Consider the following 16,269-nt stretch of genomic DNA (forward strand, 5'->3'; position numbering starts at 1 on the left):
AATTTTTCTTGACTTAAATTTTTAAAATGATATACTATTTTTATGGAGAGCTAACAATTATATATAAATGTACTACTCTATTTCCTAGATAATACTTAGTAAAACTTTTTATAACAAAGGCTAGCAAAGTTAAAGTTTTCTATCTATTGGAAGTTAAATAAATATGTAAGGAATTAAAATGAAAAAAAGTACAGTATTGTCATTAACCACAGCTGCAGTTATTTTAGCAGCCTATGCCCCTAATGAGGTAGTCTTAGCAGACACATCTAGCTCTGAAGATGCTTTAACTATCTCTGATACAGAAAAAGTAGTAGTAGATAAGGAAGCAGAAAATAAAGAAAAACATGAAAATATTCATAATGATATAGAAACTTCCAAGGATACTGAAGAGAAGAAAACAACGGTTATTGAGGAAAAAGAAGTTGTTAGTAAAGAATCTGTGATAGATAACAAAACTAGCAATGAAGAAGAAAAAATCAAAGAAGATTCCAATCAATCCAAAGAAGATAAAGCGGACTCGTCTGCAAGTAAAGACCCAGAAAGTCCCAAAAAAGAGGATAAACTTGTCTATATTGCTGAATTTAAAGATAAAGAATCTGGAGAAAAAGCAATCAAGGAATTATCCAATCTTAAGGATACAAACGTTTTATATACCTATAATACGATTTTTAATGGTGTTTCAATAGAAACAACTCCAGATAATCTGGATAAAATTAAACTAATAGAAGGTATTTCATCGGTTGAACGGTCACAAAAACTCCAACCCATGATGAATCATGCCCGAAAGGAAATTGGAGTTGAGGAGGCTATCGATTACCTAAAGGCCATTAATGCTCAATTTGGGAAAAACTTTGATGGTAGAGGTATGGTCATTTCAAATATCGATACCGGGACAGATTATAGGCATAAGGCCATGAGGATTGATGATGATGCCAAAGACTCAATGAGATTTAAAAAAGAAGACTTAAAAGGTACTGATAAAAATTTCTGGTTGAGTGATAAGATTCCTCATGCTTTCAATTATTATAATGGTGGTAAAATAACTGTAGAAAAAGCTGATGATGGAAGTGATTATTTTGATCCACATGGAATGCATATTGCAGGGATTCTTGCGGGAAATGATACTGAAAAAGACATCAAGAACTTTAATGGAATAGATGGAATTGCTCCTAATGCACAGATCTTCTCTTATAAAATGTACTCTGACGCAGGATCTGGGTTCGCAGGGGATGAAACAATGTTTCATGCTATTGAAGATTCCATCAAACACAACGTTGATGTTGTTTCTGTATCATCTGGTTTTACAGGAACAGGTCTTGTAGGTGAGAAATATTGGCAAGCTATTAGAGCATTAAGAAAAGCAGGCATTCCAATGGTTGTCGCTACGGGTAACTATGCGACTTCTGCTTCAAGTTCTTCTTGGGATTTAGTGGCAAATAATCATCTGAAAATGACCGACACTGGAAATGTAACGCGAACAGCAGCACATGAAGATGCGATAGCGGTTGCATCTGCTAAAAATCAAACAGTTGAATTTGATAAAGTTAAGATTGGAGGAAAAAGTTTTAAATACAGAAATATAGGAGCCTTTTTCGATAAGAATAAAATCACAACAAATGAAGATGGTTCAAAAGCTCCTGATAAATTGAAATTTGTATATATAGGCAAAGGCCAAGACCAAGAGTTGATAGGTTTGGATCTTAAGGGCAAAATTGCAGTAATGGATAGAATTTATACAAAGGATTTAAAAAATGCTTTTAAAAAAGCTACGGATAAGGGTGCACGCGCCATTATGGTTGTAAATACTGTAAATTACTACAATAGAGATAATTGGACAGAGCTTCCAGCTATGGGATATGAAGCGGATGAAGGTACTAAAAGTCAAGTGTTTTCAATTTCAGGAGATGATGGTGTAAAGCTATGGAACATGATTAATCCTGATAAAAAAACTGAAGTCAAAAGAAATAATAAAGAAGATTTTAAAGATAAATTGGAGCAATACTATCCAATTGATATGGAAAGTTTTAATTCCAACAAACCGAATGTAGGTGACGAAAAAGAGATTGACTTTAAGTTTGCACCTGACACAGACAAAGAACTCTATAAAGAAGATATCATCGTTCCAGCAGGATCCACATCTTGGGGGCCAAGAATAGATTTACTTTTAAAACCCGATGTTTCGGCACCTGGTAAAAACATTAAATCTACTCTCAATGTCATTAATGGGAAATCAACTTATGGCTATATGTCAGGAACTAGTATGGCAACTCCAATCGTAGCAGCTTCTACTGTTTTGATTAGACCGAAGTTAAAGGAAATGCTTGAAAGACCTGTATTGAAAAATCTTGAGGGAGATGACAAAATAGACCTTACAAGTCTTACAAAAATTGCTTTACAAAATACTGCGCGACCTATGATGGACGCAACGTCTTGGAAAGAAAAAAGCCAATACTTTGCATCACCTAGACAACAGGGAGCAGGGCTAATTAATGTTGCCAATGCTTTGAGAAATGAAGTTGTAGCGACTTTCAAAAACAAGGATTCTAAAGGTTTGGTAAACTCTTATGGTTCTATTTCTCTTAAAGAAATAAAAGGAGAAGAAAAATATTTTACAGTTAAGCTTCACAATACATCAGACAGACCTTTAACCTTTAAAGTTTCAGCATCAGCGATAACTACAGATTCTCTAACTGACAGATTAAAACTGGATGAAACATATAAAGATGAAAAATCTCCAGATGGGAAGCAAATTGTTCCAGAAATCCATCCAGAAAAAATCAAAGGAGCAAATATCACATTTGAGCATGATACTTTCACTATAGGCGCAAATTCTAGCTTTGATTTGAATGCGGTTATAAATGTTGGAGAGGCTAAAGACAAAAATAAATTTGTAGAATCATTTATTCATTTTGAGTCAGTGGAAGAAATGGAAGCTCTAAACTCTAACGGGAAGAAAATAAACTTCCAACCTTCTTTGTCGATGCCTCTAATGGGATTTGCTGGGAATTGGAACCACGAACCAATCCTTGATAAATGGGCCTGGGAAGAGGGTTCAAAATCAAAAACAATGGAAGGTTATGATGATGATGGTAAACCGAAAATTCCTGGAACCTTGAACAAGGGTATTGGTGGAGAACATGGTATAGATAAATTTAATCCAGCAGCTATTATTCAAAACAGAAAAGATAAAAATATTACATCACTAGACCAAGACCCAGACTTATTTGCCTTTAACAACCAAGGTATTCATGCAGAATCCACTAGTGGATCTAATGTTGCTAGGGTATATCCACTTGACTCAAAGGGAGAACCACAAAGTGTTTCACTAGAAAGAGGATTAACCCCTTCTCCACTTGTATTAAGAAGTGCAGAAGAAGGATTGATTTCAATAGTAAATACAAATAAAGAGGGAGAAAATCAAAGAGACTTAAAAGTCATTTCGAGAGAACACTTTATTAGAGGAATTTTAAATTCTAAAAGCAATGATGCAAAGGGAATCAAATCATCTAAACTAAAAGTTTGGGGTGATTTGAAGTGGGATGGACTCATCTATAACCCTAGAGGTAGAGAAGAAAATGAACCAGAAAGTAAGGATAACCAAGATCCAGCTACTAGGATAAGAGGACAATTTGAATCAATAGCTGAGGGTCAATACTTCTACAAATTCAAATATAGATTAACCAAGGATTATCCATGGCAAGTTTCTTATATACCAGTAAAAATTGATAATACAGCTCCAAAAATTATTTCAATTGATTTTTCTAATCCAGATAAAATTAAATTGATCGCAAAAGATACCTACCACAAGGTAAAGGATGAGTACAAACACGAAACCTTGTTTGCTAGAGACCAAAAAGAACATCCTGAGAAATTTGAAGAAGTAGCCAACGAAGTATGGTACGCAGGTGCAGCTCTTGTCGATAAGTATGGAGATGTTGAGAAAAGTCTTGATGTAACTTACGCCGGAGAGGGTGAGGGAAGAAATAGGAAGCTTGATAAAGATGGAAATACTATCTACGAAATTAGCGGAGCAGGAGATTTAAGAGGAAAAATCATCGAAGTAATCGCCCTAGATGGTGCAAGCAACTTCACCAAAATCCATAGAATTAAATTTGATGACCAAGCTGATGAAAAAGGAATGATTTCTTATTACCTAGTAGATCCTGACAAAGATGCTTCTAAATATGAAAAACTAGGTGAAATTTCTGAAGAAAAACTCAAAAATGCAAAGAGCCCAGAGGAAAATACCAATAATAATCAAGCTAAGGATGAAGATTCAAAACCAGCTGAAGAAAGTTCAGTTGAGGGAGAAGCTAGCCTTGAAATAAATAAAACTATTTCAACAATTAGAAACTTTGAAAATAAAGACCTAAAGAAACTCATTAAAAAGAAATATAGGGAAGAATATGACTTTGTAACTGGTGGAAAAAGAACAGTAGAGCTTGATTATCAATATGACGATGAAGGAAATATAACTGCCTATGAAGATAAGAGTGCTCTAGAATATGAAACTGAGAAACTTGATGATGTTAAATCAAAACTTGGTGGAGTATTAAGCCCATCAAAGGATGGACATTTTGAAATTCTTGGAAAAGTAAGTAATGTATCCAAAAATGCTAAGGCTTACTATGGCAATGACTTCAAATTAATAGAAATTAAGGCAAGTAAATACGACCCACAAACTAAAACTCTAACCTTTGACTTATTTGCAAACACAAATGATGTAGTCGATGGTCTATCCTTTACGGGTGATATGAATATCCTTGTAAAAGATAAGGGTGAAACAAAAGCTAAAACTAAAATTAGAATGCCTGAAAAAAATAAGGAAACTAAAACAGAATATCCCTATGCATCAAGTTATGGGAATGTAATCGAATTAGGAGAAGGAGATCTTTCAAAGAACAAACCAAACAATTTAACTGAAATGGAATCTGGTAAAATCTATTCTGATTCAGAAAAACAACAATATCTGTTAAAGGATAACATCATTCTAAGAAAAGGCTATGCACTAAAAGTGACTACCTATAATCCTGGAAAAACGGATATGTTAGCAGGGAATGGAGTTTATAGCAAGGAAGATATAGCAAAAATACAAAAGACCAATCCTAATCTAAGAGTCCTTTCAGAAACAACAATTTATGCTGATAGTAGAAATGTTAAAGATGGAAGAAGCACTCAATCAGTATTAATGTCGGCTTTGGACGGCTTTAACATTGTAAGATATCAAGTGTTTACCTTTAACATGAATGATAAAGGGGAAGCAATCGATAAAGATGGAAATCTTGTGACAGATTCCTCTAAACTTGTATTATTTGGTAAAGATAATAAAGAGTATCATGGGGAGGAATATTCTAATGTAGAAGCTATAAAAGAAGATGGCTCCATGTTATTTATTGATACCAAACCAGTAAACCTTTCAATGGATAAGAACTACTTTAATCCATCTAAATCTAATAAAATTTATGTACGAAATCCAGAATTTTATTTAAGAGGTAAGATTTCTGATAAGGGTGGTTTTAACTGGGAATTGAGAGTTAATGAATCGGTTGTAGATAATTATTTAATCTACGGAGATTTACACATTGATAACACTAGAGATTTTAACGTTAAGCTTAATGTTAAAGACGGTGACATCATGGACTGGGGAATGAAAGACTATAAAGCAAACGGATTTCCAGATAAGGTAACAGATATGGATGGAAATGTTTATCTTCAAACTGGCTATAGCGATTTGAATGCGAAAGCAGTTGGAGTCCACTATCAGTTTTTATATGATAATGTTAAACCCGAAGTAAACATTGATCCTAAGGGAAATACTAGTATCGAATATGCTGATGGAAAATCTGTAGTCTTTAATATCAATGATAAAAGAGATAATGGATTCAATGGTGAGATTCAAGACAAACATATTTATGTAAATGGAAAAGAATACACATCATTTGATGATATTAAACAACTAACAGATAAGACACTAAACATTAAGATTCTTGTAAAAGATTTTGCAAGAAATACAACTGTAAAAGAATTCATTTTAAACAAAGATACGGGAGAGGTAAGAGAACTAAAACCTCATACGGTAACTGTGACCATGCAAAATGGAAAAGAAATGAGTTCTAAGATAGTGTCGGAAGAAGATTTCATTTTACCTGTCTATGAGGGTGAATTAGAAAAAGGATATCAATTTGATGGCTGGGAAATTTCTGGTTTCGAAGGGAAAAAAGATGCTGGCTATGTTCTTAATTTATCAAAAGATACCTTTATAAAACCTGTATTCAAGAAAATAGAGGAGAAAAAGGAGGAAGAAAATAAACCTACTTTTGATGTATCCAAAAAGAAAAATAAGGTGCAAGTAAATCATAATCAATTAGATGAAAGTCACAGAAAAGAGGATTTACAAAGGGAAAATCATCCCCATAAATCTGATTCAACTGAAGGTGTCAAAGCTACAGTTCCTGTACAAGTAAATCATAATCAATTAGATGAAAGTCACAGAAAAGAGGATTTCCAAAGAGAAAATCATTCACACAAATCTGATTCAACTGAGGGTGTCACAGCTACAGTTCCTGTACAAGTAAATTATAGTCAATTAGATGAAAGTCAAAGATCTGATTTAACTAAGGATGTCAAAGCTACAGTTCCTGGTAGAAATGATAAAAACTTTGAAAATAAGACTGAAGTTTATCCTAATGAACCAGAGAACATAGCCAATAAAGACACCAATATCGATAGCAAATTAACTACTAACAATCTTAATAAGTCACCAAAAACCGGAACAGTTAGCGGAGTCTTTACATTATTCGTTGCTGGAATACTGTTTACCGTAGGCACATTTCTTGGATTAAAGAAAAAAGATTAAGATGAAGACAAAAGCTATAGATGAAAAAATGGTTTATGTACTGAGATAGTGTGATGATGAAACAGTTTTGTGAAAATAGCCATTTATAACTCAATTATTTAGTTTACTTTACTATTGATACTCTTTTTGGATTTATTAATAGACTTAGTTTCGACAACTAATGAATTGATTGAAAGGGTTAGTATTGACAATATTGGTCACATTGATTAGAAAATAGAGTCTATCAAAATTTAAAGGCTAATAGAGGTGATGAGATAATTTCAAGGAATTAAGTAGCGTTTGGTTGCTTAATTCCTTTTTATTTGGAAGGAAGTTTTTCACCTGCTTCCTTATTTTATCGCCATTATTTAACCACTTAGACTGATATAGAGACCAGATAGGCAAAAGAACTTGTTCTTGAAGCTGACCTCTGCTATAATGATTTTTGTAAGGGACGGGAGGCATCACTATCAGAGAACTCAAGTTCTTAAAAAAGAAATTGGAGATAAAGAAATGAAAAAATTATTAGGGATTGTATTTTTAGTAGCAGCAGCGACAGTAGTGTATTTTGGTTCTGTTGGCTGGCCTAGTTTAGATGTCAACCTCTGGTTATTGATTCCGGTAGGCCTGTTCCTCTATTTTGCCCTAGATAATCTTTTGAAAAAAGACTACAAGGCTAGTCTGATGTGTTTAATTATTGCCTTTATCGTCGCAAATGCAATTTTGGACCTGTTACCAATTTTAAGTGGCTGGGTAATTGGAGCAGGTGTGCTGGCTTGTGTAGGTATTGGTTATCTATTTCCTGATAAAGAGAGTAATACTCTTCGAAAATCTCTTCAAACCACGTCAGCTTCCATCTGCAACCTCAAAACAGTGTTTTGAGCTGACTTCGTCAGTTCTATCTACAACCTAAAAGCAGTGCTTTTAGCAACCTGCGGCTAGCTTCCTAGTTTGCTTTTTGATTTTCATTGAGTATAAGAATTATTAAAAAAGATATAAAGAAAAAACACTTCAATCACTGTATTTCAGCTTGATTGAGGTGTTTTCGATTTAAGATTTTATTTTTGAACTAAAAGCTCAGTAATCATTTCTATATACATGATAAGGGTTAATAAGAATCCTGCACGCCAGAAGAATTTGATAAATTTAGGATAGTAAAAGCTGCGTTTTTTCAAAAGGAAGAAAAAGACGAGAATAATGGCTAGGATCGAGAGGGCTAGCCCCAGTCTAGGGAGGAAATTATGGGTAAAGGTTTTAGCTGTAATCAAGTAATACTCAAATACCAAGACTGGAAAAGCCAAATCCGCAAAGTTTCGTCCTAGTTTTTTTAATCTAAAAAGTTTGGTTAGGATAATGCAGACGACTAAGGTCAGTATCAATAATAAAATAGACGCTAATTTCATTAAAATCATACCCATATTGTATCATAAAAAATGGCTAATGAAAACGAGAAACAGAGGAATTTATAGGAAAGTCAGGCTTTTGAGATTGTGGGTGATTTTTGTTATAATGAAAGTTATGAAATCTTATAATACCTTGAATGATTATTATCGAAAACTCTTTGGAGAAAAGACCTTTAAAGTCCCTATTGATGCGGGATTTGACTGTCCCAATCGTGATGGGACTGTAGCTCATGGAGGTTGTACTTTTTGTACGGTTTCAGGTTCTGGAGATGCTATTGTAGCACCAGATGCGCCTATCCGTGAGCAATTTTATAAGGAAATTGACTTTATGCATCGTAAATGGCCAGATGTTCAGAAGTATCTGGTTTATTTTCAAAATTTTACCAACACCCATGAAAAGGTGGAAGTCATCCGAGAGCGCTATGAGCAGGCTATCAATGAGCCAGGTGTAGTAGGAATCAATATTGGAACGCGCCCAGACTGTTTACCCGACGAAACCATCGAATATTTGGCTGAGTTGTCGAAACGCATGCATGTGACGGTTGAATTGGGCTTGCAGACCACTTATGAGGCAACCTCTGATCTGATTAACCGTGCCCACTCCTATGAATTGTACGTGGAGACGGTTAAGCGTTTGAGAAAGTATCCCAAGATTGAGATTGTTTCCCATCTGATCAATGGACTTCCTGGTGAAACCCATGAGATGATGATTGAAAATGTCCGCCGCTGTGTCACGGATAACGATATTCAAGGGATTAAACTGCACTTGCTCCATCTTATGACAAATACGCGTATGCAACGAGATTACCACGAGGGACGTTTACAGTTGATGAGTCAGGACGAGTATGTCAAGGTCATCTGTGACCAACTGGAAATCATTCCCAAACATATCGTCATCCATCGAATCACGGGAGATGCACCTAGGGATATGCTGATTGGGCCTATGTGGAGCCTCAATAAATGGGAAGTGCTAAATGCTATTGAAACTGAAATGCGACGTCGTGGAAGTGTTCAAGGATGCAAGGCTGTAAAGCAGGAGTTTGAAAATGAAAAGACCACTTGAGATGGCACATGATTTTTTGGCTGAAATAGTGACAAAAGAGGATATCGTAGTGGATGCGACTATGGGAAATGGTCATGACACGCTTTTTTTAGCCAAACTAGCCAAGAAAGTCTATGCCTTTGATATTCAGGAACAAGCCTTGGAAAAGACGCAAGAGCGTTTGGACCAGGCTGGTTACACAAATGCCCAGTTAATCTTGCAAGGCCATGAGACACTGGACCAGTTTGTGACAGAAGCCAAGGCAGGGATTTTTAATCTGGGCTATTTGCCGTCAGCTGATAAGTCTGTCATCACCCGACCCCGGACAACGATTGAGGCACTAGAAAAGCTATGTCATTTGCTGGTCAAAGGTGGACGGATTGCCATTATGATCTACTATGGTCATGAAGGAGGCGACCTCGAGAGAGATGCTGTCTTGGATTTTGTTAGCCAGTTGAACCAACAAGAGTACACAGCTGCCATTTACCGAACTTTAAACCAAGTCAACAACCCACCATTTTTAGTAATGATTGAAAAATTAGAGAGATATAGACATGGATAAACAATACCTACGTGAAAAGCTGGATGCCATGCGCCAGAATTTTGTTGAATCAACCCACCACGAACGAGCAGTGGGAGTGCTAGACCAAGCGCATATGAGCAAAAAAATGCTTAAAATCAAGAAAAAATTAGTTGCTCTTGAAATGGAACGGTGCCAGAGAAAAATTGAGCACAAGGATTGTTCCAAGATTGACCAAAAAATCAAAGAGCAGAAGGAGATTTTTGAATCCTGTTGTAAAAAAGATTAAGGAGGACGTGCGTGGAATTACTGATTTACCTCATCCTGTTTTTACTGGTCTTGATTGTTTCAAGTACAACCAATAAGCTCCTGCCCTTTTTGCCTCTCCCTTTGGTGCAAATTCTTTTGGGAATTGTGATTGGTCTCTTTTTACCCAATACCGACTTTCACCTCAATACGGAGTTGTTTTTGGCACTGGTTATCGGGCCCTTGCTTTTCCGAGAGTCCGAAGAAGCGGATATTACAGCTATTTTAAAACACTGGCGAATTATTATCTATCTCATATTTCCAGTGATTTTTATCTCGACTCTGAGTTTGGGTGGCTTGGCCCACCTTCTTTGGTTCAGCCTTCCTTTGGCAGCTTGTTTGGCTGTTGGGGCGGCCCTTGGCCCTACGGACTTGGTTGCCTTTGCCTCTCTTTCTGAGCGCTTTAGCTTTCCTAAGCGCGTGTCCAATATTCTTAAAGGTGAAGGACTCTTGAATGATGCTTCTGGTTTGGTGGCTTTTCAGGTAGCTTTGACAGCTTGGACAACTGGAGCTTTTTCTCTTGGGCAAGCTAGTAGTTCGCTCATCTTTTCAATCCTAGGTGGTTTTTTAATTGGATTTTTAACAGCCATGACCAACCGTTTCCTCCATAGCTTCTTGCTAAGTGTGCGCGCAACGGATATTGCTAGTGAGCTTTTATTAGAATTGAGTTTGCCTCTGGTGACCTTCTTCCTGGCAGAAGAAGTCCATGTTTCAGGGATTATTGCCGTCGTAGTTGCTGGGATTTTAAAGGCAAGCCGTTTTAAGAAAATTACGCTCCTCGAAGCCCAAGTGGATACGGTGACCGAGACGGTCTGGCACACAGTCAACTTTATGCTCAACGGTTCTGTCTTTATGATTTTAGGGATGGAGCTGGAAATGATAGCAGAGCCTATCTTAACCAATCCAATCTATAATCCCTTACTTTTATTGGGATCTCTTGTCGCCCTGACCTTTGTCCTCTTTGCTATTCGTTTTGTCATGATCTATGGCTATTATGCCTATAGGACTAGACGTCTCAAGAAAAAGCTAAATAAGTATATGAAGGACATGCTTCTCTTGACCTTCTCAGGTGTCAAGGGAACGGTGTCGATTGCTACGATTCTTCTGATACCAAGTAATTTAGAGCAGGAGTATCCTCTCTTGCTTTTCCTTGTTGCAGGTGTGACGCTTGTCAGCTTTTTAACAGGCCTCGTGGTCTTGCCTCATCTTTCTGATGAACAGGAGGAAAGCAAGGATTATCTCATGCATATCGCCATTTTGAATGAAGTAACGCTAGAGTTGGAAAAAGAGTTGGAAGATACCAGAAATAAGCTTCCTCTCTATGCAGCCATTGACAATTACCATGGACGTATTGAAAATCTCATCCTGAGTCAAGAAAATAAGGGAGCTCAAGAAGACTGGGCTGCTTTGAAACTCTTGATTCTTAGTATTGAAAGTGATGGATTGGAACAGGCCTATGAAGAGGGAAACATTAGCAATCGTGCTTACCGAGTTTACCAACGTTATCTGAAAAATATAGAACGAGGCATCAATCGTAAATTTGCATCACGATTGACCTATTATTTCCTTGTTTCTTTGCGGATTTTACGTTTTCTCCTTCATGAAGTTTTTACTCTCGGAAAGACCTTCCGTAGCTGGAAGGACAAGGAGAAAAGCCGTCTCCGTGCTCTTGATTATGACCAAATTGCAGAGCTCTATCTTGCCAATACAGAGATGATTATTGAAAGTTTGGAAAACCTGAAGGGAGTATATAGACGCTCTTTGATTAGTTTTATGCAGGAGTCTCGTCTTCGTGAAACAGCTATTATCAGCAGTGGTGCCTTTGTCGAACGGGTTATCAATCGCGTTAAGCCCAACAATATCGATGAAATGCTGAGAGGCTATTATCTGGAGCGCAAGTTGATTTTCGAATACGAAGAAAAACGATTGATCACGACCAAGTATGCCAAGAAGTTACGACAAAATGTCAATAACTTAGAGAACTATTCCTTGAAGGAAGCTGCCAATACCCTGCCTTATGATATGATGGAATTGGTAAGAAGAAATTAGTTAATACTCTTCGAAAATCTCTTCAAACCACGTCAGCGTCGCCTTGGATTATATATGTGACTGACTTCGTCAGTTTCATCTACAACCTCAAAGCAGGGCTTTGAGCAACCTGCGGCTAGCTTCCTAGTTTGCTATTTGATTTTCATTGAGTATAAGATTATAAGTGAAGGAGTGTGACATGAAAAAGTGGTGGAAAGAGCTGATAGACAAGCCTTTATTAAAAGCCTTTTTGCATTATTATCAAGCATCAGATAGTGAGTTGACCAGTGTAGCAGTAGCCTACTATTGGTTGATTTCGATTTTCCCCCTGCTTTTGGTGGTGGTCAATATCCTGCCTTATTTTCAGATTCCTGTGGGAGAATTTCTGGGCTTTGTGAAAGACGTCCTGCCCCCAAGCCTCTATGAAGGTGTGGAAAAAATAGCCAGAGAAGTCTTGACCCAACCTTCAACAGGTTTATTGAGTTTTTCTGTCTTGTCGGCGCTATGGAGTTTTTCAAAATCTATGAATTTCTTGCAAAAAGCTTTTAACAAGGCTTATGGTGTTGAAAAGAGTCGTGGACTTATTTCCCATCAGATGGTGAGTCTCCTAGTCAGTTTTGGCTTGCAGCTCCTCTTTGCGTTTGCCTTGTTTTTGAGCTTATTTGGACAGATGATTTTGGATTTACTTGCTCATTATTGGATAAAAGATGGCATTATCTATCAGGCTTTACAAGGTTTGGCAGGTCCTCTGACTTACGCCCTCCTCTTTGCTATCTTGGTCATGCTTTATTATTTTCTTCCCAATCTATCTAACAGGAAACTTAGTTATACCCTACCAGGCAGTGCCTTTGTTCTCTTAGTGATTTTAGGTTTACTAACTCTGTTCTCTAGTTATCTCAATTACTATGTCCATCATTTAGTGGACGTCCGAATTTTAGGTTCAGTTCTTCTTGTTGTTATGATGTTTTGGTTTATCTTGATTGCTAAAATTGTTATCCTAGGCGCGGTGATCAATGCCAGTGTGCAGAGTTTGAAAGATCCGACCTTTAAAAAAGACTAACTATTTATCCATTACAAAAGCGCATAGTATCAAGGTTCTATAAAGCCTTGATACTATGCGCTTTTGTGCTTTGACAGTTTTTGTACAAGATTTCTAAATCATCTGATTAAATTCCTATTTTTCCCTATCATTGTCCCTGTTTTTTCGAAAATGGAAGGAGTATAATAAATCTATCAACAAAATGATAGGAGGAACTTTATGGGTCATATTTTCTTTTTTCTAAGTGTCTTTTTGGCAGGGATTCTATCCTTCTTTTCTCCTTGTATCTTACCCTTGTTACCGGTCTATGCAGGGGTATTACTAGATGATAAGGATGGTGCTCAGGCTTCTAGTGGAAAATATTCAATCTCAGTTACTAGTTTATTGCGAACGCTGGCATTTATAGCAGGAATTTCCTTTATCTTTATTTTGTTGGGCTATGGAGCTGGTTTTTTAGGCGATTTGCTTTATGCATCTTGGTTTCAATATGTGACGGGTGCGGTTATCATTCTCTTAGGCTTGCACCAGATGGAGATTCTACGCTTTAAGGGGCTTTATAAGGAAAAGAGGTTACAACTGCAAGGACAGGGAAAAAACGCCAACGGCTATAGTCAGGCATTTTTACTGGGGTTGACTTTTAGTTTTGCTTGGACGCCTTGTGTGGGGCCAGTTCTGGGATCTGTTTTGGCCTTGGCGGCTTCAGGTGGTTCAGGTGCTTGGCAGGGAGCTGGTCTCATGTTGGTGTATACGCTGGGCTTGGCGCTACCATTCTTACTTCTAGCTCTGGCCTCTAGTTATATTTTGAAACATTTTCGAAAACTCCATCCCTATCTCGGAACCCTCAAAAAAGTGGGTGGTTTCCTCATTATCCTGATGGGAATCTTGGTTCTGTTTGGAAATGCTTCAATTTTAAGTCAACTATTTGAATAAAATGGAAAGGAATATTAGTATGAAAAAATGGCAAACATGTGTTCTTGGAGCAGGTTCGCTCCTTTGTTTGACGGCTTGTTCAGGCAAGTCCATGACTAGTGAACACCAAATGAAAGATGAAATGAAGATGGAGCAGACAGCTAGTAAAACAAGCGCAGCTAAAGGGAAAGAAGTTGCAGATTTTGAACTGACGGGAGTAGATGGCAAGACCTACCGCTTATCTGATTACAAGGGCAAGAAAGTCTATCTCAAATTCTGGGCTTCTTGGTGTTCCATCTGTCTGGCTAGTCTTCCAGACACGGATGAAATTGCTAAAGAAGCTGGCGATGACTATGTAGTTTTGACGGTAGTGTCACCAGGACATAAGGGAGAGCAATCTGAAGCGGACTTTAAGAATTGGTACAAGGGCTTGGATTATAAAAATTTCCCAGTCCTAGTTGACCCGTCAGGTAAGCTCTTGGAAAGTTATGGTGTTCGTTCTTACCCAACTCAAGCCTTTATAGATGGTGAAGGAAAATTGGTCAAAACCCAACCAGGATTCATGGAAAAAGATGCGATTTTGCAAACTTTAAAGGAATTAGCCTAGGAGGTGTTCTATGAATGATAAGCTAAAAATCATCTTGTTGCTAGGAGTATTTTTCCTAGCCATAACTGGTTTCTATTTTCTATTGATGCGAAATGCAGGGCAGACAGATGCCTCGCAAATTGAGAAAGCGTCAGTTAGCCAAGGAGGAAAAACAGTGAAAAAAACAGAAGTTAGTAAAGATGCAGACTTGCACGAAATTTATCTAGCTGGGGGATGTTTCTGGGGAGTGGAGGAATATTTCTCACGCGTTCCCGGGGTGACAGATGCCGTTTCAGGCTATGCAAATGGTAGAGGGGAAACAACCAAGTACGAATTGATCAACCAAACAGGACATGCGGAAACCGTCCACGTCACTTACGACGCCAATCAAATTTCCCTCAAGGAAATCTTGCTTCATTATTTCCGTATTATCAATCCAACCAGCAAAAATAAACAAGGAAATGACGTGGGGACCCAGTACCGTACTGGTGTTTATTACACAGATGACAAGGATTTAGAGGTAATCAACCAAGTCTTTGATGAGGTGGCTAAGAAATACGACCAACCTCTAGCAGTTGAAAAGGAGACCTTGAAAAATTTTGTAGTGGCTGAAGATTACCACCAAGACTATCTCAAGAAAAATCCAAATGGCTACTGCCATATCAATGTTAATCAGGCAGCCTACCCCGTCATTGATGCCAGCAAATATCCAAAACCAAGTGATGAGGAATTGAAAAAGGCCTTGTCACCTGAGGAGTATGCAGTTACCCAGAAAAATCAAACAGAACGTGCTTTCTCAAACCGCTACTGGGATAAATTTGAATCTGGTATCTATGTGGATGTAGCAACTGGCGAACCCCTCTTTTCATCAAAGGATAAGTTTGAGTCTGGTTGTGGCTGGCCTAGTTTCACCCAACCCATCAGTCCAGATGTTGCTACTTACAAAGAAGATAAGTCTTACAATATGACACGCATGGAAGTGCGGAGCCGAGTTGGAGATTCTCACCTTGGCCATGTCTTTACGGATGGACCACAGGACAAGGGCGGCTTGCGCTACTGTATCAATAGTCTTTCCATCCGCTTTATTCCCAAAGACCAAATGGAAGAAAAAGGCTATGCTTATTTACTAGATTATGTTGATTAAGACTCTTCGAAAATCGCTTTAAACCACGTCAGCATCGCCTTACCGTGGGTAGTGTTGAGACTGGGCAAAAACTCAATTTGAGGAGAGAATAAAGCAAATTTTCTAACAATAAAGCACATAATATCAAGAATTTTTAACACCTGATACTATGCGTTTTCTAATTTAAAAGACTTTTTGCCCAGTCTCTCTATCCACAACCTCAAAGCCGTGCTTTGAGCTGACTTCGTCAATTCTATCCACAACCTCAAAGCCGTATTTTGAGCTGACTTCGTCAATTCTATCCACAACCTCAAAGCCGTACTTTGAGCTGACTTTGTCAGTTTCCTCTACAACCTCAAAGCTGTACTTTGAGCAACCTGTGGCTAGCTTCCTAATTTGCTCTTTGATTTTCATTGAGTCTAAGAAGTATTTCCTAAGCAGTTAGAGGAGAATTTTGCTATACTGATACTAGTAAGTG

12 protein-coding genes are annotated in these 16,269 nt (G+C 37.6%); 10 read left to right on the plus strand and 2 right to left on the minus strand.

All coding sequences use genetic code 11. The features are described from left to right. Positions 1 to 178: 178 nt before the first annotated feature. Entirely contained in the window at positions 179 to 6,856 is a 6,678-nt protein-coding gene (locus OVN23_RS02485; RefSeq protein ID WP_267240365.1) for a S8 family serine peptidase, read from the plus strand. 492 nt (positions 6,857 to 7,348) lie between these two features. Further along, entirely contained in the window at positions 7,349 to 7,717 is a 369-nt protein-coding gene (locus tag OVN23_RS02490; protein ID WP_267240366.1) for a hypothetical protein, read from the plus strand. 176 nt (positions 7,718 to 7,893) lie between these two features. Here OVN23_RS02490 and OVN23_RS02495 read toward each other — a convergent pair whose 3' ends face one another. After that, positions 7,894 to 8,253, minus strand: a complete 360-nt coding sequence (locus OVN23_RS02495; RefSeq protein ID WP_173253525.1) for a DUF3397 domain-containing protein — start codon at positions 8,251 to 8,253, stop codon at positions 7,894 to 7,896. A 91-nt stretch (positions 8,254 to 8,344) separates the two neighbouring features. Between OVN23_RS02495 and OVN23_RS02500 the strand changes: the two genes are divergently transcribed. From OVN23_RS02500 to msrB, 8 genes are all read left to right on the plus strand, one after another. Further along, entirely contained in the window at positions 8,345 to 9,301 is a 957-nt protein-coding gene (locus tag OVN23_RS02500) for a TIGR01212 family radical SAM protein (protein ID WP_173253526.1), read from the plus strand. Beyond that, positions 9,285 to 9,842 (plus strand): tRNA (mnm(5)s(2)U34)-methyltransferase, encoded by a 558-nt coding sequence (locus OVN23_RS02505; RefSeq protein WP_173253527.1) that lies wholly within the window; start codon positions 9,285 to 9,287, stop codon positions 9,840 to 9,842. Before OVN23_RS02500 ends, OVN23_RS02505 begins: the two co-directional genes overlap by 17 nt. Next, a complete protein-coding gene (locus tag OVN23_RS02510) occupies positions 9,835 to 10,089 on the plus strand; it encodes a hypothetical protein (protein WP_000361085.1) in 255 nt (84 codons plus the stop codon). Before OVN23_RS02505 ends, OVN23_RS02510 begins: the two co-directional genes overlap by 8 nt. A gap of 11 nt (positions 10,090 to 10,100) precedes the next feature. Next, complete coding sequence (locus OVN23_RS02515; protein ID WP_267240367.1) at positions 10,101 to 12,155, plus strand: cation:proton antiporter; 2,055 nt, start codon at positions 10,101 to 10,103, stop codon at positions 12,153 to 12,155. A 178-nt stretch (positions 12,156 to 12,333) separates the two neighbouring features. Beyond that, complete coding sequence (locus tag OVN23_RS02520; protein WP_267240368.1) at positions 12,334 to 13,194, plus strand: YihY/virulence factor BrkB family protein; 861 nt, start codon at positions 12,334 to 12,336, stop codon at positions 13,192 to 13,194. 198 nt (positions 13,195 to 13,392) lie between these two features. Continuing rightward, positions 13,393 to 14,103: a thiol-disulfide oxidoreductase-associated membrane protein CcdA2 gene (gene ccdA2 / locus OVN23_RS02525; RefSeq protein ID WP_267240369.1), complete on the plus strand. Its 711-nt coding sequence runs from the start codon at positions 13,393 to 13,395 to the stop codon at positions 14,101 to 14,103. 19 nt (positions 14,104 to 14,122) lie between these two features. Beyond that, the gene (locus tag OVN23_RS02530; protein ID WP_173282916.1) at positions 14,123 to 14,689 is read left to right on the plus strand and encodes a TlpA family protein disulfide reductase; all 567 of its coding nucleotides are present in this window, start codon (positions 14,123 to 14,125) and stop codon (positions 14,687 to 14,689) included. A gap of 10 nt (positions 14,690 to 14,699) precedes the next feature. Then, positions 14,700 to 15,812, plus strand: coding sequence for a peptide-methionine (R)-S-oxide reductase MsrB (gene msrB, locus OVN23_RS02535; RefSeq protein ID WP_267240371.1), 1,113 nt, complete (start codon positions 14,700 to 14,702; stop codon positions 15,810 to 15,812). A 162-nt stretch (positions 15,813 to 15,974) separates the two neighbouring features. Here msrB and OVN23_RS02540 read toward each other — a convergent pair whose 3' ends face one another. Further along, a complete protein-coding gene (locus tag OVN23_RS02540; protein ID WP_267240372.1) occupies positions 15,975 to 16,205 on the minus strand; it encodes a hypothetical protein in 231 nt (76 codons plus the stop codon). Between the last annotated feature and the right edge of the window lie 64 nt (positions 16,206 to 16,269).

The organism is Streptococcus sp. Marseille-Q6488 (genome assembly GCF_946902925.1).
GTDB lineage: Bacteria > Bacillota > Bacilli > Lactobacillales > Streptococcaceae > Streptococcus.

Bases quoted from the DNA above. Each gene is read 5' to 3' on its own strand.
- OVN23_RS02485 (WP_267240365.1), top strand. From the start codon at position 179: ATGAAAAAAAGTACAGTATTGTCATTAACCACAGCTGCAGTTATTTTA.
- OVN23_RS02490 (WP_267240366.1), top strand. From the start codon at position 7,349: ATGAAAAAATTATTAGGGATTGTATTTTTAGTAGCAGCAGCGACAGTA.
- OVN23_RS02495 (WP_173253525.1), bottom strand. From the start codon at position 8,253: ATGGGTATGATTTTAATGAAATTAGCGTCTATTTTATTATTGATACTG.
- OVN23_RS02500 (WP_173253526.1), top strand. From the start codon at position 8,345: ATGAAAGTTATGAAATCTTATAATACCTTGAATGATTATTATCGAAAA.
- OVN23_RS02505 (WP_173253527.1), top strand. From the start codon at position 9,285: ATGAAAAGACCACTTGAGATGGCACATGATTTTTTGGCTGAAATAGTG.
- OVN23_RS02510 (WP_000361085.1), top strand. From the start codon at position 9,835: ATGGATAAACAATACCTACGTGAAAAGCTGGATGCCATGCGCCAGAAT.
- OVN23_RS02520 (WP_267240368.1), top strand. From the start codon at position 12,334: ATGAAAAAGTGGTGGAAAGAGCTGATAGACAAGCCTTTATTAAAAGCC.
- ccdA2 (WP_267240369.1), top strand. From the start codon at position 13,393: ATGGGTCATATTTTCTTTTTTCTAAGTGTCTTTTTGGCAGGGATTCTA.
- OVN23_RS02530 (WP_173282916.1), top strand. From the start codon at position 14,123: ATGAAAAAATGGCAAACATGTGTTCTTGGAGCAGGTTCGCTCCTTTGT.
- msrB (WP_267240371.1), top strand. From the start codon at position 14,700: ATGAATGATAAGCTAAAAATCATCTTGTTGCTAGGAGTATTTTTCCTA.
- OVN23_RS02540 (WP_267240372.1), bottom strand. From the start codon at position 16,205: ATGAAAATCAAAGAGCAAATTAGGAAGCTAGCCACAGGTTGCTCAAAG.